Origin of the sequence: Thiomicrospira pelophila DSM 1534, assembly GCF_000711195.1 — a bacterium.
Taxonomy (GTDB): domain Bacteria; phylum Pseudomonadota; class Gammaproteobacteria; order Thiomicrospirales; family Thiomicrospiraceae; genus Thiomicrospira; species Thiomicrospira pelophila.
Map to the genome: position 1 here is coordinate 732,185 of NZ_JOMR01000001.1, position 25,346 is coordinate 757,530.

The window sequence follows — 25,346 nt, forward strand, 5'->3', positions numbered from 1 at the left end:
TTATGTCATTGTTTAATATTCTAGATATTTCCGGTACTGGCATGCACACCCAAACGGTGCGCTTAAACACGGTGGCCTCGAATATGGCGAACGTTGACAGTATCAGTTCCAATGCCGATGAAACCTACCGCTCTAAACAGCCCGTGTTTCAGACTATTTTGGATCAACGTACCGGTGAGCCAAAAGGCGGCGTCAGAATTAAAGAAATTGTTGAAAGTCAGGCGCCGTTGAAGATGGAATATGATCCAAACCACCCGATGGCGAACGAGGAAGGTTATATTTACCGCCCTAATGTCAACGTGGTGGAAGAAATGGCCAACATGATGTCGGCTTCAAAAACATATGAAACCAATGTTGAAGTATTAAATACTTCAAAACAACTTTTACTGCGCACCATTCAATTGGGCAAATAGGACGTAGATTATGAGCACTATTCCAAGTAGTACAGACTTTGTCGAGTCAATGCAAAATAAATCAACCTCGGCTAGCCAATTTGCTCCGCAAGAACAGATGGGGCAGCAGGATTTTTTAATGCTGTTGAGTACGCAAATGATGAACCAGGATCCTACTAAGCCGATGGATCCGAGTAGTTTTGTAACCGATTTAACCCAGATGAGTCAGCTCGAAGCGACTCAGCAGTTAAATAAGTCTGTGACCTCTATGACCGCTGGCTTCCAGAATATGCAAGTGATGCAAGCTGCAAGCCTGGTAGGGCGTGCAGTTGTGGCTGAGGGTGATGCGTTTAATCATAGTGATGAATACGAAAGCCACTTCCGTTTGGATACAGACGAACCATTGTCGGATGTCAAAATTGTAATTAGCAATGAAGATGGCGTAGTTCGTGAAATGGAAGCCATGGGTACATTGAATACAGGTGAAACTTCAGTGAAGTGGGATGGCCTGAATGATGATGGTGGCCCAGCGGCAAGTGGAACCTATGACATCACAGCTTATGGTTATGATGAAGAAGGCAATATTAAAGGAATTAAAACGGTCGTTTCGACCAGCGTCTACAGTGTCGCTATTAATGCTGATGGTTCGTTAAAGCTAACCTTATCAACGGGTGAAAAAGTTGATATGGATGCTGTGCGAGAAATCGGTTAAGACTTGAGAAGGAGTAAATCATGTCTGCATATGATCTAAATGCTTTAAGTGGAATAAACGCGTCTTCGCAAGGCTTAGGCGTTATCTCAAACAACTTGGCCAACTCACAAACCATCGGTTTTAAAAGTGGTCGTGCTGAATTTGCCGATATGTTTTCAGGCGCACAAAAATCACCCGGTAACGGGGTGCGGGTTGAAGCCATTACGCAGAGTTTTGAGCAGGGTACGATTACCGCCACCGGTCGTGAAATGGACTTGGCGTTGGATGGTGAGGGTTTCTTTATTCTTAATGACCAAACCGGTAAATACGGTAATGTGTATACCCGAAATGGTTCATTTAAGTTGGATAAAGAAGGCTTTATGACCGACCAAGCTGGCAATAAGGTGCAAGGTTATACGCTAAATGAAGCCTTATCAAAAGAGTTGAACCCGGTGTTTAATACGACCTTATCGTCGATCAATTTGATGGAATTGAACAAAACACCACGCGCTACCGACGAAATGACTTATGACATTAACTTGGATGGTCAAGAAAAATACAATGTTGACCCATTTGATGTTAACCCAACCGCCACCGTAGGCTCAACAGATAACTTGTTGAAGTTAACTAAGCCAGAAGAGCCGGGCGTGGGTCCATTTGGGGGCTTCCCTGATTTTTCAACCCAAAAAACTATCCATGATACTTTAGGTGGTGAACACCGTTTAACCTCTAATTTCTATAAGCGCGATGTGGTTGAAGCGGTAGTGGGTTTGTCACGCTTTCAAGAAGCTTACAATGATTACTCAAATGCCTTGGTGAACTTAAATAATCAGATTGATGACCTTGCGGCCAAAATTGATGCCGACCCAGCGTCTTATAATTATATAGGCCCTGCATTATCAGCATTAACCCCCACCGGCTTTCGAAATGAGATAGATAACGCGGCCAACTGGGATTTAGTAGCCGATCCTAACGCACAAACAGCGGTGCAGGACCTGATTGATCCATTTGAAACAGCACTAGAGACAACATTTGCCGACTTTCAAACTAGAATATCTGATGACTTCACTAATGAAGGGTTAGGTAATAATACTGTGTTGTCTGCACTTGCAACTGATGCTTATACGCTGGCTGAAGATGAAGCGACAACTTATGCGGAGTACCAGTACGAGCTCGACGGTGATAACGGCGTAACTTACGACGGTCGTAAAACCGCGGATCTAAATGATTTAGGTGAAAAGTATACCAGTTGGATTGTGCAGTATACCGTAGAAGATTATGACGAAGACACGGGTGAGTGGACTACAAGTGGTCATCGTTATGATCAAACAAATGGTGTAGAGACCAATGAAGCCGGTGTGATTTTCGAGTTGCGTTTCGATACGAACGGCAACCTATTACAAACGCGTCAACCAGCGGACCGTACAGATCCTAAAGGTGAGAATTTGGCCGCAGACATGGATCCTACCTCTCGTGAGTTGAGTCCGGCTGATTGGGTTGAAGTTTCAGGCCGTAAAGGTAAGTTGGACTGGGTTATTGACAGCCCTAAAACTGGTGCCACCGACCCACTGGGTGCGGAGGATCCGACGACTTTGCAGTTAGCGATTGATGTTGATTTTTCTGACATGACTATGTATTCCGGTGATTACACGCTACGTGGTGTGACACAGAACGGTTATCGTATCGGTGATTTGGTGGGGCTAACTACCGGCCGTGATGGTGTGATCGAGGCGCGTTATTCAAACGGTCGTTCTATTCCGGTGGCCCAGTTAGCGGTGGCGAACTTTAATGACTTAAACGCCCTCGAAAAACTCGGTGGTCAGACCTATGCTGAATCGTTTGGATCTGGTGCGGCGATGATCGGTATGGCTCAGTCGGGCGGTATGGGTACCATTAATGCGGGTTCACTTGAATATTCAAACGTGGATACGGCAGGTGAGTTGGTGAAAATGATCCAAACCCAGCGTACTTACCAAGCTAGTGCCCAGGTATTGTCTACCTCGCAGCAGCTAACGCAGACTATTTTACAGCTGTAAGCTTTTATATTCGTTTTCTGGTCTTGCCGGCTTTATGCCGGCTTTTTTATTGGTTTGGCAAAAGTTGCCGAGTCGGTTGATATTTGGTGAGTACCAGGCCTGGTGCTTAGCTTTTGATGGTTTTCTAAATTGGTGCGTGACCTTTTACCTTAAATCAGCGAAAATACACGCTTTTTAGACTTGAGGCTGGTTAGTTGAAACGCCAAGATTTTTACTTTGATTTACCGGAAAGCTTAATTGCGCAGCAACCGGCCGCGCAAAGACGCGATAGCCGTCTGCTGGTTTTACAGCCCGATCGTCTTGAAGACAAGCAGTTTAGCGATATTCTGGACTATATTCAGCCGCATGACTTGCTAGTGTTTAATAATACGCGCGTAATTCCGGCGCGTTTATTTGGCGAAAAAGCGACGGGCGGTAAAGTTGAGGTGCTTATTGAACGTATCTTGGATCATAATCACGCGTTATGTCATATTCGTTCCAGCAAATCTCCTAAAACTGGCGCCAGGCTCACCATGGAGCAAGCTTTTGAGATTGAAGTCGTCGGGCGCCAAGGCGCATTATTTGAAGTCTTGTTTGATGCACAGAAAACGCCACTAGAGTGGCTAGAAACTTACGGTCATATGCCCTTGCCTCCCTACATTGAGCGAGCGGACCAACAGGAAGATAAAGAACGTTATCAAACCGTTTACAGCACCAGGCCTGGTGCTGTAGCCGCGCCAACGGCTGGCTTACATTTTGATCAGGCGATGTTAGACGCAATCCAAGCGAAAGGGGCGGAGTTGGGTTTTGTCACCCTGCATGTTGGAGCCGGCACCTTTAAACCCGTACAGGTCGATAATATTGCCGAACATGTCATGCATTCGGAGTGGATTGAGGTATCACCAGGTTTGGTGGAGCAGGTGAATCAAACGCGCGCAAAAGGCGGGCGCGTGATTGCGGTGGGAACCACCAGTGTGCGTTGTTTAGAGTCAGCGTCTAACCAAGGATCGTTGCAAGCTTATAGCGGCGAAACGGATATTTATATTACACCCGGTTATGAATTTAAACAGGTTGATGTACTGTTAACCAACTTCCATCTGCCAGAATCAACCTTGATTATGTTGGTGAGTGCTTTAGCCGGCTACGAAAAAACCATGGCGGCTTATCGACACGCTGTAGCGCAGCAATATCGTTTTTTCAGTTATGGTGACGCCATGCTGGTGTTTAAGAAAACCGATTAAGCCAAAACAATACAATCCGGATGCTTAACGGCTAACCACCAGGCCTGGTGGTTCAATAAATTGGAAAATATATGCAGTTTGAATTAGATAAGAAAGATGGACGGGCTCGTCGTGGGCGCTTGAGGTTCGAACGTGGTACGGTAGAAACCCCGGCCTTTATGCCAGTGGGAACTTATGGCTCGGTAAAAGGCATGACACCTGAAGAACTGGTGGAAACTGGCGCGCAGATTATTCTGGGAAACACCTTTCATTTGGCAATTCGCCCCGGCACCGACATTATTAAATTGCATGGCGATTTACATGATTTTATGCATTGGAAGGGTCCGATTTTGACCGACTCTGGTGGCTTCCAGGTATTTAGTCTGGGTAAAATGCGCAAGATTACCGAGCAAGGCGTGCTGTTTAGTAACCCAGTGAATGGGTCTAAAATCTTTATGGGGCCAGAGGAATCTATGCAAATTCAGCGTGATTTGGGATCCGATATCGTCATGATTTTCGACGAATGCACACCTTACCCAGCCACTCATATGGAAGCCGATGTGTCTATGCGTTTATCCTTACGCTGGGCTGAACGCTCAAAACAAGCCCACGGCGACAATCCGGCGGCCTTATTTGGCATAGTGCAGGGTGGCATGTACGAAGACTTGCGCCAAGAATCGGCTCAGAAGTTGCAAGAGATCGGATTCGATGGTTATGCGATTGGTGGCTTATCGGTAGGTGAGCCTAAAGAAGATATGCTACGTGTTTTAGAAGTGACCGAACCGCATTTACCACAAGACCGCCCACGTTACTTAATGGGGGTGGGTAAGCCGGAGGATATTGTCGAAGCCGTACGTCGAGGCATTGATATGTTCGACTGCGTGATTCCGACACGTAACGCGCGTAACGGTTTTTTGTTTACGCACACAGGCGTGGTAAAAATTCGCAATGCCGTGCACAAAACCAGTTTGGCGCCGATTGATGCACAGTGTGATTGCTATACCTGCAAAAATTACACGCGTTCTTATTTGCACCACTTAGATAAGTGCGGCGAAATTCAGGGCGCGCGTTTAAACACCATCCATAATCTGCATTATTACCAAGCTTTAATGCAAGACTTACGTGATGCGATTGCCAATCAGCGCTTAGAAGCGTTTGTCGCTGAGTTTTATGCGGCACGCGATTTGGACGTGCCGCCCTTGTAGGTTTTATTCAACCAAAACCACCAGGCCTGCTGAAAAAAGCTGATTTTTAGGTCGGCTTATGCCAAAATACCGCGACACATTTTTTTAAATACATGGAGTAGGAATATGAGCTTTTTTATTAGCGATGCAATGGCTGAAGGTGCAGCCGCTTCTGGTGGTGCTGGATGGGAAGGATTGATTCCTCTAATCTTACTATTTGTAATTTTCTACTTTTTGCTAATCCGCCCACAGCAGAAAAAAGTAAAAGAACACCGCAAGTTAGTGAGCGAACTGTCTAAGGGTGACGAAATTATTACTTACGGCGGTATGGGTGGCAAAATTCGTGATTTAGATGAAGCGTTTTGTGATCTAGAAATCGCTAACAATGTAGTGGTAAAAGTAGACCGTCAAAACATCGCCCGCCTATTGCCAAAAGGCACGCTAAAAGGCACGGCAAACAACGATAAGAAGGATCAAGCTGAAGCGGATAGCGAAGCTTAATCAGTCAAGTCAAAAAAGGGGCTAAGGCCCCTTTTTTAATGATGAAACAAAATTCTAGCGGCCATTGAAAAGGCAAATCATATGTTTGAATCTCAACGTAATATTATTAATAATCGCTTTCCGGCATGGAAATACCTTCTACTGATTACGGTCGTGGTTTTAGGCTTAACCTACTCCATGCCGAACTTGTTTGGTGATGATCCGGCGGTTCAGGTTTCTCCGATACAGGCGGGTCAGTTTGATCAAAACACCACGCAGGCTATTGAAACACGCTTGACTGAATCAGGCCTGGTGCCGAAAACCTTGGAGTTTGATGGCAATCAGTATCTGCTGCGTTTTAGTGATGTCGAAGCCCAGTTGCAAGCCAACGATGTATTACGTGAGTTATTCGAGCGTCAAGCCGTGGTCGCATTAAATTTAGCGCCTGCGACGCCTACTTGGTTACGGTCGTTAGGTGGTCAGCCGATGTATTTGGGTCTCGACTTGCGTGGGGGGGTTCACTTCTTAATGGACGTCGACATGGATGCGGCCGTGGAAGGCGCGTATCGCCGTTACGATGATGAAATTCGTAACCTTTTGCGCAAAGCACGAGTGCGTTATCAATCGGTTGATTATCAAGATGAAACGCTTCGAGTGGTTTTCCGAGGTGCGGATGCGCGCGATCAAGGTTTAGTCGAACTAGAAAACGAATACGCCAACGAAATGCAAATCCTATCGGTTGATGAAAACGAACAGGCGAGCGTTTCATTGCGATTGTCGGACAGTGTCATTACTGAAACCAAAAAGTTCGCGCTTCAGCAAAACATTACCACCTTGCGTAACCGTATTAATGAGTTAGGTGTGGCGGAACCAGTGATTCAGCAACAAGGTGAGCGCCGTATTGTGGTGCAGTTACCTGGTGTGCAAGACACCGCGCGCGCCAAAGAAATTTTGGGTGCAACCGCGACCTTGGAGTTTCGCTTAGTTGATGAACGTGGCGATGCCGAACGTGCGCAACGTACCGGTGTCGCACCAGGTCAGTCGCAACTTTATCAGTTCCGTGATGGTCGTCCGATTTTATTGCAACGCAGTGTGATCGTTACCGGTGATAGCGTCATTAACGCTCAATCGGGTATTGATGCCCAAGCCGGGTCAGCCCAGGTGAGTGTTACCTTAGACGGAGCCGGTGGCCGTCGTATGTTAGATACCACACGTGACAATATTGGTAATCGTATGGCGGTGGTGTTTATTGAAAGCCGAGTAGATACGGTTGAAGAAAATGGTGAGATGGTTAAAAAACGTGTCGTCACGCGCGATGTTATTAACGCGGCGGTGATTCGTGATCAGTTCGCTAATCGTTTCCAGATTACCGGTTTAGATAGCCCACAAGAAGCCCAAAATTTAGCGTTATTATTACGCGCTGGTGCGTTAGCCGCGCCAATGGAAATTGTAGAAGAGCGTACGGTTGGTCCAAGTTTGGGCCAGGACAATATAGACCAAGGTCTAATGTCGGTTGTGGTCGGCTTTATTCTGGTACTGATTCTAATGGCATGGCGTTATAAAACCTTTGGCATGATTGCAAACATGGCTCTAGTTTTAAACTTAGTGTTAATTGTGGCCGTACTGTCGCTAATGCAAGCTACCTTAACTTTGCCTGGGATTGCTGGGATTGTATTGACAGTCGGTATGGCGGTAGATGCGAACGTATTGATTTTTGAACGGATACGAGAAGAGCTTAAAAATGGCTCAATTCAAGCCGCGATACACTCCGGTTACGAAAAAGCCTTTATTACCATTGCGGATGCCAACATTACCACCTTGTTGGCGGCGATTGTATTATTTAGTTTTGGTACCGGACCGATCAAAGGTTTTGCGATTACGCTAACGATCGGCATCATAACCTCAATGTTTACGGCCATCTTAGGAACACGTGCGATTGTAAATTGGATTTACGGTAACAAACGTGTTTCGAAACTGTCTATTTAGGAGGTCAACATGACACAAGAACAAACAAAGACCCAGACTTCCGTTGATCTAGGCAAAATCAACTTTATGAAAGTTCGTACACCAGCGATGATTTTATCTTTGGTGTTGTTAGTTGCTTCACTCGCTGGGTTATGGGTGAAAGGTCTCAACCTAGGGGTAGACTTTACCGGTGGAACCATTATTGAGTTGTCTTATCCAAATGGTGCCGAGTTGAATATTTTGCGAGACCAGCTGGTTGAAGCCGGTTACGAACAAGCTCAAGTGCAACATTTTGGCTCATCACGTGAAGTGTTGATTCGTATTGCACCGCGTGAAGATATGGCTTCAGCGACTTTAAGTAACGAAGTGATGGCGAGCTTAAGAGCCGCGAGTGATGAAACGATTGAATTACGTCGAGTCGAATTTGTCGGCCCACAAGTTGGCGAAGAGCTGACTTCGGATGGCGCGCTGGCGGTTTTGTATGCCTTAATTGGTATTTTAATTTACGTGGCGTTGCGTTTTGAGTTCCGTTTTTCATTAGGCGCGATAGCCGCCTTAGTGCATGACGTGGTGATTACGGTAGGCGTGTTTGCCTGGACGCAAATTCAATTTGACTTGACCGTATTAGCCGCCTTACTGGCGATTATTGGTTACTCACTGAACGATACTATCGTGGTGTTTGACCGTGTACGCGAAAACTTTCGTATGATTCGTGAAGGGTCGCCATCCGAAGTTACAAATAAAGCTCTAAACGACATGCTGTCGCGTACCTTGATGACCTCCTTAACAACCTTAATGGTACTAGTGGCGCTGTTTTTCTTAGGTGGAGAAATTATTCATGGATTTGCCACTGCGTTAATCATTGGTGTCGTGGTGGGGACATACTCATCGGTTTATGTAGCGAGCAATGTCGCTTTAATGTTAGGCGTTTCAAAGCAAGACTTGATGCCACCGGTTAAAGCGGATGATGATTCCGACGAAAAAGAAGATGAATTGCAGCGCGCATTTTTAGAAGCCGAAGCCAAGCGTAAGTTGCAAGACTAAATGAGTATTAAGTGAGTAAAGAGATTCGATGTCGTTAATTTTAGAAAAAACCAAACGCCGCACCTTTGCGATTATTTCGCATCCCGACGCCGGTAAAACTACCGTTACTGAAAAGTTATTGCTTTATGGTGGTGCCATTCAGATGGCGGGCGCGGTTAAAAGTCGAAAAACAGACCGAGGCGCGACGTCCGACTGGATGAAAATGGAGCAGGAGCGTGGTATTTCGGTGGCCTCATCGGTGATGCAGTTCCCTTATATAGATGTGATGATGAACCTGCTCGACACACCGGGTCACGAGGATTTTTCGGAAGACACCTATCGTGTATTAACGGCGGTGGATTCCGCCTTAATGGTAATCGACGTCGCGAAAGGGGTGGAAGATCGTACTATTAAATTGATGGAAGTTTGCCGTTTGCGTGATACGCCGATTTTGACCTTTATTAACAAGATGGACCGTGAAGGTAAAGAACCGATTGAGTTGTTGGATGAAGTCGAAGACATTCTCAAAATCCAATGCGCCCCTATGACCTGGCCGATTGGTATGGGTAAACGTTTTAAGGGTATTTATCATCTTTATAATGATACGGTGCGCCTGTTTGCCCAAGCGGATGGTCAGCGTGCTGGAGCGGGTGAGTTGTTGGAAGGCTTGGATAATCCGCGTTTAGATGAAGTCCTGGGCAGTCAAGCACAAGAGTTGCGTGATGAAATTGAATTGGTGCGTGGTGCAAGTCATGAATTTGATTTGGACGCTTTTTTAAGCGGAAAACTCACGCCGGTATTTTTTGGTTCAGCGGTTAATAACTTTGGTTTACAAGAATTGCTTGATGGGTTTGCCATGTATGCACCACCGCCAAAAGGTCGCGAAACCGAAACGCGTTTTGTGGATGCGGCTGAAGAAAAAATGACTGGTTTTGTGTTTAAAATTCAAGCCAATATGGACCCGGCTCACCGCGACCGGGTTGCGTTTATGCGGATTGTCTCAGGCAAGTATGAGGCCGGTAAAAAGCTCAAACATGTGCGCATCGGCAAAGACGTCAAAATCTCTAAAGCCATTACTTTTTTAGCTAATAAGCGTGAGCAAGCTGAAGTCGCTTATCCAGGCGATATTATTGGTTTGCACAACCACGGAACAATCAAAATTGGTGATACCTTTACCGAGGGTGAAGACCTTAAATTTACCGGAATCCCAAACTTTGCGCCGGAGTTATTCCGTCGTGCACAGTTGAAAGATCCGATGAAAATGAAAGCCTTGCAAAAAGGGTTAACACAGCTTTCAGAAGAGGGCGCGACCCAACTTTACCGACCTATCAACAACAATGACCTAATTTTAGGCGCAGTTGGGGTGTTGCAGTTTGAAGTGGTAGCGCAACGTCTAGCCGATGAATACAAAGTGGCCTGTCAGTTTGAACCGGTAAGTGTTGCAACGGCTCGCTGGGTGCTGGGTGATAAGGCCGAAATTTCAAAGTTTCTCGATAAAGTCACCGATAACGTAGCGTATGATGCTGCAGACCAACTGGTTTACATTGCGCCCACAAGAGTGAATTTACAATTAACCGAAGAACGTTGGCCGAATTTAAAGTTCACGGCAACCCGTGAACATTAGATAAGATTAAAACTCAGTTATCGGCTAAGCGTAGCTAACGACAAAGCCACCAGGTCTGGTGGCTTTGTCGTTTTTGAAGGCTTTATCTCAAGTCTTAGTTTTTGTAGATAAAAATTACGATTAAGGTGTTAGTAAATTCTAATGTGTTGTAATTTAGACGTTTTTTGGATTTATGTTTGGTAAGATTTACCTAATCACTACTTTTATGACAAGGGGATAGCTCATGTTTAAGCGTCCAAACCCTCTATTCTTGTTTATTTTGATCCTATTTTTTAGTCACCAGGCCTGGTCGTCGGTGGGTACGATTGTGCTGGCTACTGGCGAGGTTGAAATTCAACGTGCGGATCAGTTAATCGAAGCAAAAACCGGATCGTCTATTTTTGAGCAAGACAAAATTCTCACGCGCGACAACGCGCGTGCTCAGCTACGCTTTAGTGATAACACCGTGATTACGCTTGGACGTAACACCGAATTCGGTGTTGAGACGTTTTTAAATGAAGGCTCTAACCAAGCTGAAGCCAAATTCAATATCGCCAAAGGCACGTTTAAGGCGATCACTGGCCAAATCGGTAAAGCCGCCCCTGATAAATTTAAAGTCAAAACCCGTACCGCTACCATCGGGATTCGTGGCACGATCTTTAGCGGTCGCGTTACACCTGAGCGAGAAATGATTGCGACGCTTAGCGGCCTTATTTATGTTATTGAAGATCAAACCGGTTTGAGTGTTGAAGTACCAGCCGGTCAATTTACCAATATTATGCCAGGCCAACCGCCTGAGCCGCCTAAACCTTTGACGACTCAAGAGTTGCAACACATGAACGAAGAAGGTGAAAGTGGCCAAACAGAAGGCGGGTCTGGTGAAGGTTCAGAAAACCAAGCGGGTACAAATGACGAAACTCAAGAACTTGAAAATTCGGACGATTTAGCCGATCAAAACGACTCTATAAATAATGATCAACAGAATGTGGATACCCGTCTTGTCGATCAAGCATTGAATGCTCAAATTGAACAAGAAATCGATAGTCAGCTATCGTCAAGTTCGAGTTTGTCAGTAGTAGGGTGGAAGGTCCCATCTTATTTATCTGATTATTTTATACAGGATCCTTGTATCGATTGTCAGGGCGAGCCTGTCCAAGATGACCTCTACTTAGGTTATACGTTTGAAGTTTCACAAACTGATTTACTCGGAACCTTTGATGATAACGTGGGCTGGGGTACTTGGGAGCAGGATGGCATGTTTGGTTACTGGGTGGGTGGCACCGAAGCTAGCGCTGCAGCCGATCATATTGACTCTTTGATTCAGCAAGGGGGCTCATATTCTTATGCAGGCCACCTTTTAGGTGAGGTTCTCGTTAATGAATCGGTTGAAGACATTAGCGCTAGTAGCTTAGGCTTGGAGTTTAACTTTGCTACAGGTGCCATTAATGGGCATGTTTCGTTTAGTTCAGCGAGTACGGATTGGAATATGATGATTGATTCAGGTTATGTTGAATCTGGTGGATTTAGTGTGAGTACATCGGGTGATGTTAATCAAGAATCTGCGTTTGCTTACGGTTATATGGACGGCAAATTCTTTGGTAAAGAAGCTAATTCAGTAGGTGGGATTTTTAGTTTTGGAACTGAGGGGCAGTCGTTGGATTACTATGAAGCCAATGGTGTCTTTAAGGCGGTTAAGCCGTGATTAAGTTTTTCATTCAATCATTTGTGGTTTTAAATCTTTGCGGCTTTCCGTTATATGTCTCTAGTAGCGAACAAGATACTAATTCGCAAACTCAAGCTGCCTTAAAAACCGATTTTGAAACAGCAAAGTCCTTGTTCGATCATGGGCAGTTTAATCAAGCTTATGTGGCATTTGAGGGCTTATTAAATCGAGCACCATCCAATGCTTTGGTTAATTTTTATTTTGCGATGAGCGCGGCCGCTTTAAAGCGAACAGATCAAGCCATTGCCGCATTTGATCGGGTGTTAATGCTGAACCCGCAAAGTGTGCGCACGCGTTTAGAGTTGGCGAAACTTTATTTTGAAATGGGTGAGTATGCATTGGCACATGCCGAGTTGGATAGGGCGTTGAGCACCAACTTACCAGATAAGGTACGTCAAAATGTGATCGATTTTAAAGCGCGTATTGATAAGCAACAATCCAAACATTCTCATGCTACCACACTGGTTTTTACCTTAGGTTATGATTCTAATGTGAACAACGATATTGGTGCAGGTAATAACTTTGCATTGGACGGTTTTGGTGGCTTAGAACTGTCGGGCAATGCCGAAGCCGAAGATTATGGGTTTGGTCAAACGCTGGTTTACAATCACGGCTATGATTTAGGCGAGCGTGGAGCTTGGACGCTTAATAGTCAGTTTGTCGGGTTTAATCGCCTTAATAAGGATTATTCACAAAATAATGTGACATATTTTGGTGCTCTGACGGCTCCCAGTTATCAACATGATATTTATAAAGTAGCGTTTCCACTTGAGGTGGATCGAGTGTTTGTGGATGGCGAAGACTATCTTTCTAATGCTTCGTTAGGGGCGAGTTTAGAGCAACTCCTGTCCGCCAATCAAACCTTAGCGGCGGCTTATAAATTACGTTCGATGCAGTATGATGGCGACAATGCAGTTCGAGATGCTTGGTCGAATATCTATTCAATGAGTTATCGACATGCGATTGGTGAAAAGCCGTTGGTGTTAGCCGCAAATTTTAGCTATGAAAATCGTCAACAAGCAAAAAATGCGGCTTCGGATCCGGCTTCTTTAACCGAAAAAATATTCAAGTTAAACGTCAACAAAGTATTAAGCGCACGCTGGCGTTTAATGGCTGGAGCTTCGTTTACCAATACTGACTATCAACAAGAAACTGCCTTGTTTGCAAATAAACGCTCTGACCGAATTACCCGTTTTGACTTGGGCGGCCAGTATCAGCTTAACCGTGTTTCTCTGGTGAGTGCGAATCTAAGTCAGGCTTTCCACAAATCAAACCAAGGCCCTTACGAGTTTAATAAAACCCAGGCCAATCTAAATTACATTTACCGGTTTTAGATATGACCAGGGTCATTATCCAAGTTGTTTTGACCTTGAGTGTGTTACTGGCGAGTTTATACATCACGCTTTATGCTCCTCACCTGCAAGAACCCTTCGAATTAAAAATCAAAGATCAAATGATGATCTGGCGTGGCGAATTGCCAGCTGATCCGGCGATTGTGATTATTGATATTGATGAACAGAGCTTAAAAGAAATCGGTCAATGGCCTTGGCCACGCGACCAGGTTTCGGCTTTGTTGAAAGGTTTAGCGGATTTGGATGTTGGTATGATTGGGCTGGACGTGGTGTTTGCCGAAGCCGATAACAGTTCGCCCAAACGTGTGTTCGAACGTTTGGGGATGCAAGCGGAAAACTTGCCAGACTTCGATGCTATGTTGGCGCAGGCCGTAGCCGAAACGCCTACTATTTTAGGTTATGTGTTTATCCAAAATCCTGATCCCGTTGCTCCAGGCGACGCGCCACGTTCTCAAGCCATCATTGTCGAGCGCGACAAGCCTGATGCGTCCTATTTGTTTAAACCCTATCGTACGGTTTTGAATATTCCGGAAGTTCAAAATAGCGCTTATTCAAGCGGTTATTTCAATACGATTCCGGATACCGATGGGGTGGTGCGCAGTGTGCCCTTAGTGATGGAATATGACGGCATGCTGTTTCCGGCTTTGAGCCTGGAGATGATGCGCATTATTTTGGGTGAGAATCGCTTAACTATTCAGTATGAAAATAATGGAGTCGAGTCGGTTTATATTGGCGATTTACGAATCCCCACCGATACGCATGGCCGCTTATTGTTAAGTTTCCGCGGCGAGTCATATCGTTATGAGTATATTTCGGCGACGGACATTATTCATGGTCGTATTCCGGCCGAACAAGTGGCTGGCAAAATCGCTTTGGTAGGTACGTCGGCGGCGGGTTTGTTAGATTTGCGTGCGACGCCATTTGATAACGTCTATCCGGGCGTCGAGGTGCATGCGACCGCGCTCGACAATATATTAAATCAGGAATTTATTGCCAAGCCCATGTGGGTGTTGGGGGCGGATTTTCTGAGCATCGTATTTTTGAGCTTGGTGGTCGGTGCGATGCTGATTTGGCTGGGCTCGGTTGCCGGTTTTCTAGTCGGCGCTAGTTTGTTCTTTGGTATTGGTTTTGGGCATTACTATGCGTTTACCCAGCAGGGTTTATTGCTAAACACCGTCATGCCGATGTTTGTGTTGGTTGGTTTATTCCTACTGGGCATCGTGGTGAATTACTTTTATGAATCCCAACAAAAAGCCCGCATTAAAAACCGATTCGCCCAAAAAGTTTCGGCGGCGGTGGTGGAAGAGCTCATCAATCATCCCGATAATTTGGTTTTGGAAGGTCGCGAGCAAGAAGTCACGATTTTCTTTAGCGATATACGCGGGTTTACCCACTTGTCGGAAAATATGGGGTCGGCGCAGGCGTTAATTAAATTGCTTAATCGGTATATGACGCCGATGGTGGAGGTGATTACACGCTATCAGGGCACGGTGGATAAATTTATTGGTGACGCGATTATGGCCTATTGGAACGCGCCCTTGCCGATAGAGCAACATGCTGATCAAGCCCTAAAAGCCGCGATCGAACAAATTTTTGCTTTGGATGCCTTAAATCAGCAGCTAACCCAAGAGGGCTTACCCAACCTGAAAATTGGCATAGGCTTAAACACTGGCTTGTCAGTGGTGGGTGAAATGGGTTCAATAGGCCGATCTGATTATACGGTGATCGGCGATCCCGTAAACTTAGCCTCACGAGCTGAGGGATTAAGTAAACCCTATGGCGCGCAAATCGTACTGACTGAGTTTACACTCGCGGCATTACAAGATCCGCAACAATATAAAATTCGATTTTTAGATAAAGTTAGAGTGAAAGGCAAAACGCAACCGGTTTCGGTGTATGAGTGTTTGGGCGATAAGCACCAGGCCTGGTATGATTATCAAGAACCCGAGGCGCAACGTTATAATCAAGCACAAGACGCTTACCACCAGGCCTGCTTTGATGAGGCTTTAAGGTTATTTGAAGCCTTGCAAAATGATTACCCGCAAACGCTTTATGCGATGTACGTTGAACGGTGTCAGCATTATATTGAGAATACGCCGTCTGATTTTGACGGCGTATTCACCTTGAGCAATAAGTAATTAAGAGGCTTGAACTATATGCATAGCATTCGTTTTTTAGGCGCACACGGCAGTCGGACAGCGTCTTCTCAGCCCACCTGCATTCAAGTGTCGGATACGACCCTGATAGACGCGGGTAATATCTTGAATGGTTTGGGCGATGAGGCTCGGTTAGTGGAGCGCATTTTCTTAACTCATGCGCATCTAGACCATATTTTAGATTTAGGTTTTTGGCTAGATCATTATTTTGCAATCCGTCAAAAATCACTGCAAGTGTTCGCACTACCCGAAACCTTAGCGGCGCTTAAACAGCATGTGTTTAATGGTGTAATTTGGCCGGATTTTTCAAATATTCGATTAATCGAATCGGATGCGTTTGCGCTTGAGTTTGTGCCGATCGAGCTTAATAAACGCTATGAAATAGAACCAGGCCTGGTGCTGACGCCGATCAATGCCCATCACACGCAAGGTAGTTGCGGTTATGTGATCGAGCATGCCGATCAAGCTTTGGTCTTTGGCGGCGATGGCTATTGTAACCCCGATATTTGGCCGCTGATTAATGCCAATCCAGCGATAAGATCGGTGGTGTTGGATGTCTCGTTTCCAAATCGTTTATCACAGCTTGCGAATGCCAGTCAGCACTTAACCCCTAAGTTGCTTGCGCAAGAGTTGTTAAACTTGAAACGGCATGATGTTCAAATCTATGTTTTTCATTTAAAACCCGCTTATCTAGATGAGATTCATTCGGAACTTAACGCCATTGGATTATCCAGCCAAAATATCCTAAACGAAGGCGACCAGATTCAACTCGATACTGGGGCGATAGTCAAACACTATGAGCCAGTTAATCAGGCCGAGCAAGTTGAAAAGCTGAATCGAATTGGGGTCGCATTATCGGCTGAAAAAAATATCAATCACCTGTTAGAAATGATTGTCAGCGAAGCCAAAAACCTGACGGGTGCGGATGGTGGAACCCTGTATTTATTAAAAAATCATCAGCTGCATTTTACGGTCGCGCAAACGGACTCGCTAGGAATAAAAATGGGAGGCACTGGCGATCCAATAAGCTGGCCGCCGTTGCCTTTGGTTTTAGACGATGGGCGCGAAAATAAAAAAATGGTAGCGGCTACTTGTGCGCTTGAAGATCGAGTCATTAATATCGAAGACGTGTATCAGGCCGAAGGTTTTTCGTTTGATGGTACCAAAAAGTTTGATCAGGGCACCGGTTACCGCTCTCAGTCCATGCTAGTGATTCCGTTGCGCAATTTTGAGCAAAAAGTCATTGGCGTTTTGCAGTTGTTAAACAAGCAGGATGTCGATCTAACAACGGTTAGTTTTTCTGAACAAGACGAAGCGGTGACCTTGTCATTAGCGTCCCAAGCCGCGGTGGCCTTAACCAATGCACAATTAATTGATGACTTGGAAAACTTGCTCGAATCTTTCTTAAACAGCATTATTTATACGATGGGGCGCAAGTCACCTTATACGGCGGGTCATATCACCCGTATGGTGGCGTTGAGCGAATTATTGGCAGATGCGATTCATCATGACCAGCACACTTATGCGACTAAAGCTTATACCGGTGAACAAACCAAACAAATCAAGTTAGCCGCCCTGATGCACGATATTGGCAAACTGGCTACGCCTGAAACGGTGATGGATAAAGCGACCAAGTTGGATGGGCATTTTGATCGGATTGAGTTGGTGGAACAGCGGGCTTTGCATATTCGAGCCGAAATGGAAAAAAATGCGCTGCGGATGCAGCTCAATTATCCAGTGCGTCAGGCCGAGATTGAAACCGAACTTTTGAGCCATTTAAATCAATTGGAACAAGGTTTAGCACTTGTAAGAAAAAGTAATATGGGCGGTGAGTTTTTGCCAGATGAGCAAGCTGCAGCGATTCAAAAATTGGCGGACGAACCTTTTCAAATTGGTGGTCAAAGTCTGGCGCTGATTACACCTGAAGAAGCTTATTGTTTAGTGGTGCAAAAAGGCACCTTAACCAACGAAGAACGTTTGATTATCAATGAACATGCCGAAATTGGCTTAGAAGTTTTGAAGCAGTTGCCTTTCCCTGAAAAGTATAAAGATATCCCGCATATTGCTGGGGCGCACCACGAAAAAATAAATGGTAAAGGCTATCCACTGGGCTTAAGAGGTGGTGAGATTTCATTTGAAGCCCGTATTTTAGCGGTGGCGGATGTGTTTGAAGCCCTGACGGCACATGACCGACCTTACAAAAAAGCTAACCCCTTATCGGTGGCGATGAAGATTTTATATTTCATGGCCAAAGATGATGACTTGGATCGAGGGTTGGTGAAGTTTTTCTATCAGTCGGGGCTTTACTTGGAATACGCACAGCGTCATCTACCCGCGGAACTAATAGATGAGGTAAAAGTCGATTTTTCCGATTTATAGAAAGTTAAACTTTAGGCTTGTTTTTTAATCCAAACCACCAGGCCTGGTGGTTTGGATTAAATCGGTGTTAAAGCCAACGCGAGGATAGGATTATCATAGCCGTCGCTGGTTTTGTACTCACGATAGCCCTGTGTCATTTGATAACCTACTACATAGTTTTTCCCGTTAATTTTCCAGCCAAGCGTACCAGTTTTTCCGGCTTCAAATGCCAACAATTCGTTTGGTAAATCCATGACCAGGCCTGGTGCAAAGTCTGGGTGACTACAGGCGATCAAAATACCGTTAAGTTGCACAAACATGCTAAACGAGGCTTGTTGTATTTCTTTAATTTGGTATTTGGGTTCGGTATCTTTTAGCATGGCTTCAAATTGAGGTTCACTGTCAAATACCAAAGCAATGCCGCCGACGTTTTTTTGTATATTGTGCCAATCTTTAACTGCAGCATGGTAAATATAAGTGGGGCGGTTATTGTAGAGTTTGGTTTGCTCAAACTCCGACACCGTATAGCTTTGCGTGCTATTTAATAACAAACAGGCCTGGCTGTCGCGAACCTGACCTAGCGAATGACCGACCAGTTCAGACTGTGCCGGATCGGAAATTGCTAAAACCATGCCCTTACGGTCATATAGGATGATATTGGTATAGACGGTATACAGGGAGTTGATGTACTTTAATATGCGGTGGAGTTCAGCTTCTTGTTCACCGTTTAAGGCTTCCCCTTGATCGTGCAAAGAAAGCATTTGGCGAAAGGTGGAGTTAAGTGCCCACCAACGACAGTCGTTAGCACGTTCATATAGGTTTCGATCCATAATTTCAGCGGCTAGCGTGCCACTAAAGCGAACTTTGTCTTGTATGGTATCAATGAGGACGTCATGGATATGATGAATGAAATCATGAAAAATCTCGGCAATATTCCGGCTGATATCCTGAAAGCTATCTAGGATGGGCAAAAAGGATTGTACATCCTTTTTTAGCGAGGTAATTTTTCCATTCAAAATCACGATCAACAATAAGGTGCTGACTTTAAGATTGGTCTGCTCTAGATCTTTTAAATACACTGGGGATTCGGGCGAGATTTTTAAGCCAATTGATTGGCTATTAGTTTTTTCAGCAAATGCGATCTGGTTGTCCACTCGGATTTGGCTAAACCAAGGTAACCCCATAAAGCCTTCATAGCCTTTCGCTTGCGCATAAAACTGCAATTGGTTGTCCTGGCTAATAGGTTTTTCGCTTAAGATGGGCGGGCTAGTTTTTTGGCCGACTGGGTGAGTTTTAGGGCAATCAGAGGCCAGTACTTCACCGTGTTCATCTTTCAACAGAATTTCGTAAGCCGCATCTTGACTATTTAATATGTCAAAAATTAAGTCCATTTCTTGGGTAAAGCGAAAACTTAAACAAAGCACGCCAATGGTTTTGGTTTCGCGACCGTGCTGTTTTTGAATGCGTTTTGCATAAATTAGACTTTTGCCGTGTTGCGGGAAAATATCGCTATGGCGATAGATCTCAATATAATCTTCTTTGCCAATTAAGGCCTCTTGAATTAATGGATCTTGACTATGTTGTGCTTGATTGTTTGGGTTAAGCTTGGCTGCCACATCGCCATTAGGTTTCAGTAACACTATGTCATCGTATACGCTGTATTTGGCAACATATTCTTCGAGTCGATTTTGAATAAAGTTCTGTTGACTGGCATCGGGTTGAGATTCGGCCATAAAGTTGACCAAATCATCATCGGTCGCTAAAAAGCCGACATCGGCGGTGCGCTCAAATAGGTTTCGATTGATCATATCAATGGTGGCTTGGGCTTTGAGCATCACCTCGCTGTTTGCTTGATTTAGGTAACGAGTAATCAAGGCTTCAATCATCATATCGCGTAACTGTTGAAATTCTTTTTGGGTTTCAACAATTGACACCAATAGCTGAGGGTCCATTTTTTCATTGTTAATTTTGCCGACCATCGCGACGGTCGTCCACCAAAGATCTTGTTCTTCGAGTTGGCTTAAGTAGCGTTTTACTTCAGGCAAGTACTGGGTGTAGAGTTTTAGTTCTTTAATATTTTGTTGCATAGCAGAATCTCATCGTCGTATTTTTTTATTTTGTCACCGGTTTGGTCGGCAACGATTTTGGTTTTATTCACTTAAGTAATGTGCGTTGATATCAACGCATAATACGTTTTTCTCTTCGGAAAAGGGTCGACACAGAGCTTTTGACAAGGTGATATTTAAATTGGCATTAGGTAGCCCAATGTAGGGCGAAGAGAGCTGTACTTGATCGGGCTGGTCCATCGCATTGCGAAAGTAAGCGCGCCTCGCCCAAAGTGCCCCATCGCTACGTGTTAAAGGTGCGTAACGCATGGAGGTGTCTTGGATCACATGTTCAGAGATCAGGCTTTCAACGATTTGAACGCCTTCACTGTTGAGCAAGTAAACCCGCTCAACAGCGGTATGCTGGAGTATTTCGGCCGTCGCGGTTTGAAAATCAATGCCTTGAGAAACAGCAATTGAAGTTTCAAGTAACATGTTTTTTAGCGAGACCTTCTTTTGGGTGTGCAGTCGTTGGCGCTCGCCCAAACTGTACAAACTATGGTGGTGTAGCATTTGTAGCTCATTCAACAACCAGGCCTGGTCGTGATGCCCGAGTGGGGAGGGTTTTGCAAATAGATAACCCTGCGCTAAATCCGCATCCGAATCGAGTGCTAACAAAGCATCGTCTTGGGTTTCAACGCCTTCGATTATAATCAGTGCGCCCGTTTCGCGCAGCAATGCAACACAACGTGCCAGCCAGCGTTGGCGTCCTGGGTTATTACGCGCATTGACTAACATTGAACGATCCAGTTTGACAATATTAGGCTTAAGCTCCCACATGCGGTCAAAGTTGGAGTGGCCCGTGCCAAAATCATCAATCGCAATTAAAAAACCGGCATTTCGATAGTAATGCACAAATTCTTTGAGTTGTTCACCATCTTTGGCCGCATCTTCGAGTATTTCCAATACGATATTTTGGGGTTGCAAACCTTGCCTGGCCAAACGATTCGTGATGAGTTCGGCGCGCTGATTTTGTGGGTTAATTGTATCGCTACTTAGATTTAAGAATAACCACTGGTCTTGGCGTTGAATCGGTGCGAAGTGTTTGAGGTGGTTGGCTAAGCACAAGCGGTCGAATTGCTCAGCTCGTCCTTGTTGGCGCGCGTGCTCAAACGCTTCTAACGGCGGGCAAAACTCGCCATTGGATCGTTTGGCGCGCAACAAAGCCTCATAGCCAACAACGCGTCGGTGTGCCAAGCTAATAATGGGTTGATAATGAGTTGAAATAGACATTAAAGTTAAAATTCTGCTTATTAATAATTTTTATACATAAGCATGCTGCGTGGTAACTTTAAAAAAATATCGCTATATCAGGTGGTTAACTAATGATTGGCCGTTTATTAAAGGCGCTGATGAGGCGGGATATACGTTAATGGTTCAAAAGTGGTGCAGTGTGCACCACTTTTTTAGGATTAAGCTAGACCTTTTGTTTCTAGGTATTTTTCAACATCCAGAGCCGCCATACAGCCTGCTCCAGCTGAGGTGATCGCTTGCTTATAAACTTGATCCATTACATCTCCAGCGGCAAATACGCCCTCAATGCTGGTGGCGGTCGCGTTGCCTTGTAAGCCGCTTTGAACTTTGATGTAGCCATTTACCATATCCAGCTGGCCATCAAATAAGGAGGTGTTGGGTGTGTGACCAATCGCGATAAAGACACCTGCTAAATCAACGTCTTTGGTTTCATTTGTTTGGTTGTTTTTAATACGTATGCCGGTTACGCCGGTTTTATCGCCCAATACTTCTTCTAATGCGCTGTTAAACTCAATTTTTACGTTAGCGTCTTTGGCTTTTTTCAGTAGTTTGTCAGATAAGATTTTCTCACTGCTAAATTTATCACGACGATGTACCACGGTCACTTCGGCGGCAATGTTGGACAAATATAAGGCTTCTTCAACCGCCGTGTTGCCACCACCTATAACCGCGACCTTTTGGTTGCGATAGAAAAAACCGTCACAGGTTGCACAAGCCGATACGCCTTTGCCTTTAAATGCTTCTTCTGAATCTAAACCTAAATACTTAGCCGAAGCACCGGTGGCGATAATTAGTGCATCACACGTATAAGTGCCGCTGTCGCCGCTTAAAGTAAAAGGACGTTTTTGTAAGTCAGCTTGGTTGATGTGGTCAAAGATAATTTCGGTACCAAAACGCTCAGCGTGCTTTTGCATTCGGACCATTAAGTCCGGCCCAGTTAAGCCTTCCACATCGCCCGGCCAGTTATCGACTTCGGTGGTGGTAGTAAGTTGACCACCTTGTTGCATGCCGGTGATAATGACGGGGTCTAAGTTAGCTCGCGCCGCATAAACGGCTGCGCTGTAACCGGCTGGGCCTGATCCTAATATAAGCAGTTTGCAATGTTTGGTTTCCATAATCTGAGTCCTTTTCGGTGAATAAATTGGCTCACTTGCACCAGAGTGCGGCCTAGTCAATATGATGCCCATGGTTTTAGATGGAGTGTGTCTACCATATGACGGCTTGTGTGTTAAAATTCTAGCAGTTTTTACGAATGAAAGATAATCAACTTGGCGTCAAGTGAGCTTGGCAAAAGTGCTTGCTTGTCTTGTCTTATAAATAGGTATGGTTTTGAATTTGATTAAATCAGCGGATAAGGATAACAGCCTCGACGATGCGGATGTGACGAAACCATCTTCGCGTTGGACATGGCTGTTAAAAGATTTGGTATTGCTAAGTTGTATAGGCTTGGCGTTTTTCTTGTTTATTATTCTTTATAGCTATCATCCAGATGATCCGGGCTTTCAAATGGCACGCTCGGTTGAGGCTTTCAATAATTACGGCGGCGCGAGTGGCGCGTGGCTGTCTTCATTAATTTTGTATTTGTTTGGGGTATTCGGTTTTGCTTGGCCATTTGGTATTTTGCTAGCCGGTTGGGTGACCTTAAAAATTCGCTCATCTACTGAGTTTGACTGGGCGCGTTTTGGGCTAAGCATGTTCGGCTTATTAATATTGGTGTTCTCTGGCGCGTCGATGGCTAGCCTATATTTGCACCCGGATAGTTGGGTTGTGAGTCTGCCGTATTATTCGGGCGGTGTACTGGGTTATGAGTTAAGTTTGTGGTTGGTTGAGGGGATCGATTTATTAGCCACCACTTTGTTCTTTTTGGTGATGTTCGCATTGGGCTTTAGCATGCTTATCGGCCAATCGTGGCTAACCATTTGTGATGTAACTGGGCGCCAGGCCTGGCGCTTGATTAGCTTTATCCATAAAAATGCCAAGAAACATGTGGTGCATTCAGAACAGTTTAAAAACGTATTAAGTCGAATAGATTTGAAAAAAGAAACTCAAAGTCTGCCGAACTCACAAACGGTGAGACCCGTGGTTGAGCAGAGAGCTGATATGAGTGCGCGCATTGAAGAAAAACGTGCCAAATTATTTGATTCGTTTAGTAAGCCGGCTCAAGCGAAAATGCCGGTTGAAGCTTCCCCTAGCCAAATTGAACAGACCCAACAGGCTACCGCAGGGGGGGCAGCAACGAACGTTCAGGTTCATGCGCCTTACAAATCAGACTCGTCTTCTTATGTACCTGAGGCGCAGCATGCCGAATTGCCAAGTTTGGATTTATTAGATCCAGCACCGGTTTATGAAGACAGCTTTTCTGAAGACGACTTGAAAGAAATGTCGGGCTTATTGGAAACGCGTTTGCAAGAATTTGGTGTCACGGCAACGGTCGAAGCGGTGTTGCCGGGGCCCGTCGTCACGCGTTTTGAAATTATGCCAGCCGCGGGTGTGAAGGTCAGTCAGATTTCGAACCTGGCAAAAGATTTAGCGCGTGCATTGGCAGTTAAGTCAGTGCGTGTGGTGGATATTATTCCGGGCAAACCCTTTGTGGGGATTGAGATTCCGAACGAGAAACGTGAAATTGTCGGCTTCCGCGACATTTTATCGTCAGAGGTTTTCCAAAAGAGTAAATCGCCTTTGACGATGGGGTTGGGTAAAGATATTGCCGGTAATCCTGTGATTGCTGACTTAGCTAAAATGCCGCATTTATTAGTTGCGGGTACCACCGGTTCGGGTAAATCGGTGGGTGTGAATAGCATGATTTTAAGCTTGCTTTATAAAAGCCGAGCCGATGAAGTGCGCTTAATTATGGTGGACCCGAAGATGTTGGAATTGTCGGTTTACGAAGACATTCCGCACTTGTTAACGCCGGTTGTTACCGATATGAGTGATGCAGCCAATGCGTTGCGTTGGTGCGTGTTTGAAATGGATCGGCGTTATCAACTAATGGCCAAATTGGGCGTTAGAAATGTGGCTGGTTTTAATGAAAAAGTTCAAGCGGCGATTGATGCGGGTGAACCCATTATTGATCCGCTTTATCAGCAAGCCGTCACCAAGGGAATGGAGCTGTCGGACGCACCGCCTACCTTAACGCCTTTGCCTTATATTGTGGTGGTGATAGACGAATTTGCTGACATGATCATGGTGGTGGGTAAAAAGGTGGAGGAGCTGATCGCGCGACTCGCACAAAAAGCGCGTGCTTCGGGGATTCATTTAATTTTGGCGACCCAGCGTCCGTCCGTAAACGTAATCACAGGTTTGATTAAAGCTAACATTCCGACGCGTATGTCATTCCAAGTGTCATCTAAAATTGATTCACGTACTATTTTGGATCAAATGGGGGCGGAGCAGTTGTTGGGGATGGGCGATATGTTGTATTTGCCGCCCGGCACCGCCGCGCCTGATCGAGTCCATGGTGCGTTTGTCTCTGACGATGAAGTTCACCGCGTGGTGGATTTTATTAAACAGCAGGGCGCACCACAATACTTAGAGGCGATCACGCGAGACCCTGATTCAATGAATGCTGAATCGGGTAGTAACGCGGCCGATCCGAGTGATGCCGAGCAAGATGTGATTTATGATGAAGCGGTTGAGTTTGTTGTGCAAGCTGGGCGCGTGTCGATATCATCTGTTCAGCGTCGCTTTAAAATTGGTTATAACCGCGCGGCTAGAATCGTCGAGGCAATGGAAGCCGCCGGCGTGGTATCGACTATGCAGGCGAACGGCAACCGCGAAGTGCTGGTGCCCAAACACGATTAAACCGAATCAAGCCAAACAAGTAGG

The 25,346-nt window shown here is 45.3% G+C and carries 17 protein-coding genes; 14 read left to right on the forward strand and 3 right to left on the reverse strand.

Annotation, left to right across the window (positions count from 1 at the left end):
* Positions 1-2 precede the first annotated feature (2 nt).
* The 13 genes from flgC (at position 3) to N746_RS10935 (ending at position 18,183) form a co-directional block, all read left to right on the forward strand.
* Positions 3-413, forward strand: a complete 411-nt coding sequence (gene flgC / locus N746_RS0103495; RefSeq protein WP_029933977.1) for a flagellar basal body rod protein FlgC — start codon at positions 3-5, stop codon at positions 411-413.
* Positions 414-423: 10 nt separating this feature from the next.
* Positions 424-1,104 (forward strand): flagellar hook assembly protein FlgD, encoded by a 681-nt coding sequence (locus N746_RS0103500; protein WP_029933978.1) that lies wholly within the window; start codon positions 424-426, stop codon positions 1,102-1,104.
* A gap of 20 nt (positions 1,105-1,124) precedes the next feature.
* Positions 1,125-3,119, forward strand: a complete 1,995-nt coding sequence (locus tag N746_RS10600; RefSeq protein ID WP_051678491.1) for a flagellar hook protein FlgE — start codon at positions 1,125-1,127, stop codon at positions 3,117-3,119.
* A 194-nt stretch (positions 3,120-3,313) separates the two neighbouring features.
* Positions 3,314-4,339 (forward strand): tRNA preQ1(34) S-adenosylmethionine ribosyltransferase-isomerase QueA, encoded by a 1,026-nt coding sequence (gene queA / locus N746_RS0103515; protein ID WP_029933979.1) that lies wholly within the window; start codon positions 3,314-3,316, stop codon positions 4,337-4,339.
* Positions 4,340-4,410: 71 nt separating this feature from the next.
* Positions 4,411-5,523 (forward strand): tRNA guanosine(34) transglycosylase Tgt, encoded by a 1,113-nt coding sequence (gene tgt / locus N746_RS0103520; RefSeq protein ID WP_029933980.1) that lies wholly within the window; start codon positions 4,411-4,413, stop codon positions 5,521-5,523.
* Positions 5,524-5,628: 105 nt separating this feature from the next.
* Entirely contained in the window at positions 5,629-6,003 is a 375-nt protein-coding gene (gene yajC, locus N746_RS0103525) for a preprotein translocase subunit YajC (RefSeq protein ID WP_051678492.1), read from the forward strand.
* Between the two features lie 81 nt (positions 6,004-6,084).
* Positions 6,085-7,968, forward strand: a complete 1,884-nt coding sequence (gene secD, locus N746_RS0103530; RefSeq protein ID WP_029933982.1) for a protein translocase subunit SecD — start codon at positions 6,085-6,087, stop codon at positions 7,966-7,968.
* 9 nt (positions 7,969-7,977) lie between these two features.
* Positions 7,978-8,991 carry a protein translocase subunit SecF gene (gene secF / locus N746_RS0103535; RefSeq protein WP_029933983.1) on the forward strand — a complete coding sequence of 338 codons (1,014 nt, stop codon included), beginning with the start codon at positions 7,978-7,980 and terminating at the stop codon, positions 8,989-8,991.
* A gap of 28 nt (positions 8,992-9,019) precedes the next feature.
* Positions 9,020-10,594 carry a peptide chain release factor 3 gene (locus N746_RS0103540; protein ID WP_029933984.1) on the forward strand — a complete coding sequence of 525 codons (1,575 nt, stop codon included), beginning with the start codon at positions 9,020-9,022 and terminating at the stop codon, positions 10,592-10,594.
* A 223-nt stretch (positions 10,595-10,817) separates the two neighbouring features.
* Positions 10,818-12,275 carry a FecR family protein gene (locus tag N746_RS10605; RefSeq protein WP_051678493.1) on the forward strand — a complete coding sequence of 486 codons (1,458 nt, stop codon included), beginning with the start codon at positions 10,818-10,820 and terminating at the stop codon, positions 12,273-12,275.
* The gene (locus tag N746_RS0103550) at positions 12,272-13,630 is read left to right on the forward strand and encodes a tetratricopeptide repeat protein (RefSeq protein WP_029933986.1); all 1,359 of its coding nucleotides are present in this window, start codon (positions 12,272-12,274) and stop codon (positions 13,628-13,630) included. The genes N746_RS10605 and N746_RS0103550 overlap by 4 nt, the downstream gene beginning before the upstream one ends.
* A gap of 2 nt (positions 13,631-13,632) precedes the next feature.
* Positions 13,633-15,786: a CHASE2 domain-containing protein gene (locus tag N746_RS0103555; RefSeq protein WP_029933987.1), complete on the forward strand. Its 2,154-nt coding sequence runs from the start codon at positions 13,633-13,635 to the stop codon at positions 15,784-15,786.
* Between the two features lie 18 nt (positions 15,787-15,804).
* Positions 15,805-18,183 (forward strand): HD domain-containing phosphohydrolase, encoded by a 2,379-nt coding sequence (locus N746_RS10935; protein ID WP_029933988.1) that lies wholly within the window; start codon positions 15,805-15,807, stop codon positions 18,181-18,183.
* Between the two features lie 56 nt (positions 18,184-18,239).
* On the opposite strand, the gene N746_RS0103565 is transcribed toward N746_RS10935, so the two are convergent.
* From N746_RS0103565 to trxB, 3 genes are all read right to left on the reverse strand, one after another.
* Positions 18,240-20,249, reverse strand: coding sequence for a cache domain-containing protein (locus tag N746_RS0103565; protein WP_029933989.1), 2,010 nt, complete (start codon positions 20,247-20,249; stop codon positions 18,240-18,242).
* Between the two features lie 63 nt (positions 20,250-20,312).
* Positions 20,313-21,500 carry an EAL domain-containing protein gene (locus N746_RS0103570; protein ID WP_029933990.1) on the reverse strand — a complete coding sequence of 396 codons (1,188 nt, stop codon included), beginning with the start codon at positions 21,498-21,500 and terminating at the stop codon, positions 20,313-20,315.
* Between the two features lie 179 nt (positions 21,501-21,679).
* On the reverse strand, positions 21,680-22,636 hold the full coding sequence (gene trxB, locus N746_RS0103575; RefSeq protein WP_029933991.1) for a thioredoxin-disulfide reductase: 957 nt from the start codon (positions 22,634-22,636) through the stop codon (positions 21,680-21,682).
* Between the two features lie 214 nt (positions 22,637-22,850).
* Between trxB and N746_RS0103580 the strand changes: the two genes are divergently transcribed.
* Positions 22,851-25,322: a DNA translocase FtsK gene (locus N746_RS0103580; RefSeq protein WP_425426620.1), complete on the forward strand. Its 2,472-nt coding sequence runs from the start codon at positions 22,851-22,853 to the stop codon at positions 25,320-25,322.
* Positions 25,323-25,346 lie beyond the last annotated feature (24 nt).

Excerpts from the sequence above, each read along its gene's own strand:
- N746_RS0103570 (WP_029933990.1), bottom strand. The coding sequence starts at position 21,500 with ATGTCTATTTCAACTCATTATCAACCCATTATTAGCTTGGCACACCGA.
- N746_RS0103555 (WP_029933987.1), top strand. The coding sequence starts at position 13,633 with ATGACCAGGGTCATTATCCAAGTTGTTTTGACCTTGAGTGTGTTACTG.
- N746_RS10600 (WP_051678491.1), top strand. The coding sequence starts at position 1,125 with ATGTCTGCATATGATCTAAATGCTTTAAGTGGAATAAACGCGTCTTCG.
- N746_RS0103540 (WP_029933984.1), top strand. The coding sequence starts at position 9,020 with ATGTCGTTAATTTTAGAAAAAACCAAACGCCGCACCTTTGCGATTATT.
- flgC (WP_029933977.1), top strand. The coding sequence starts at position 3 with ATGTCATTGTTTAATATTCTAGATATTTCCGGTACTGGCATGCACACC.
- secD (WP_029933982.1), top strand. The coding sequence starts at position 6,085 with ATGTTTGAATCTCAACGTAATATTATTAATAATCGCTTTCCGGCATGG.
- secF (WP_029933983.1), top strand. The coding sequence starts at position 7,978 with ATGACACAAGAACAAACAAAGACCCAGACTTCCGTTGATCTAGGCAAA.
- N746_RS10605 (WP_051678493.1), top strand. The coding sequence starts at position 10,818 with ATGTTTAAGCGTCCAAACCCTCTATTCTTGTTTATTTTGATCCTATTT.
- yajC (WP_051678492.1), top strand. The coding sequence starts at position 5,629 with ATGAGCTTTTTTATTAGCGATGCAATGGCTGAAGGTGCAGCCGCTTCT.
- tgt (WP_029933980.1), top strand. The coding sequence starts at position 4,411 with ATGCAGTTTGAATTAGATAAGAAAGATGGACGGGCTCGTCGTGGGCGC.
- N746_RS0103500 (WP_029933978.1), top strand. The coding sequence starts at position 424 with ATGAGCACTATTCCAAGTAGTACAGACTTTGTCGAGTCAATGCAAAAT.
- trxB (WP_029933991.1), bottom strand. The coding sequence starts at position 22,636 with ATGGAAACCAAACATTGCAAACTGCTTATATTAGGATCAGGCCCAGCC.
- N746_RS0103565 (WP_029933989.1), bottom strand. The coding sequence starts at position 20,249 with ATGCAACAAAATATTAAAGAACTAAAACTCTACACCCAGTACTTGCCT.
- N746_RS10935 (WP_029933988.1), top strand. The coding sequence starts at position 15,805 with ATGCATAGCATTCGTTTTTTAGGCGCACACGGCAGTCGGACAGCGTCT.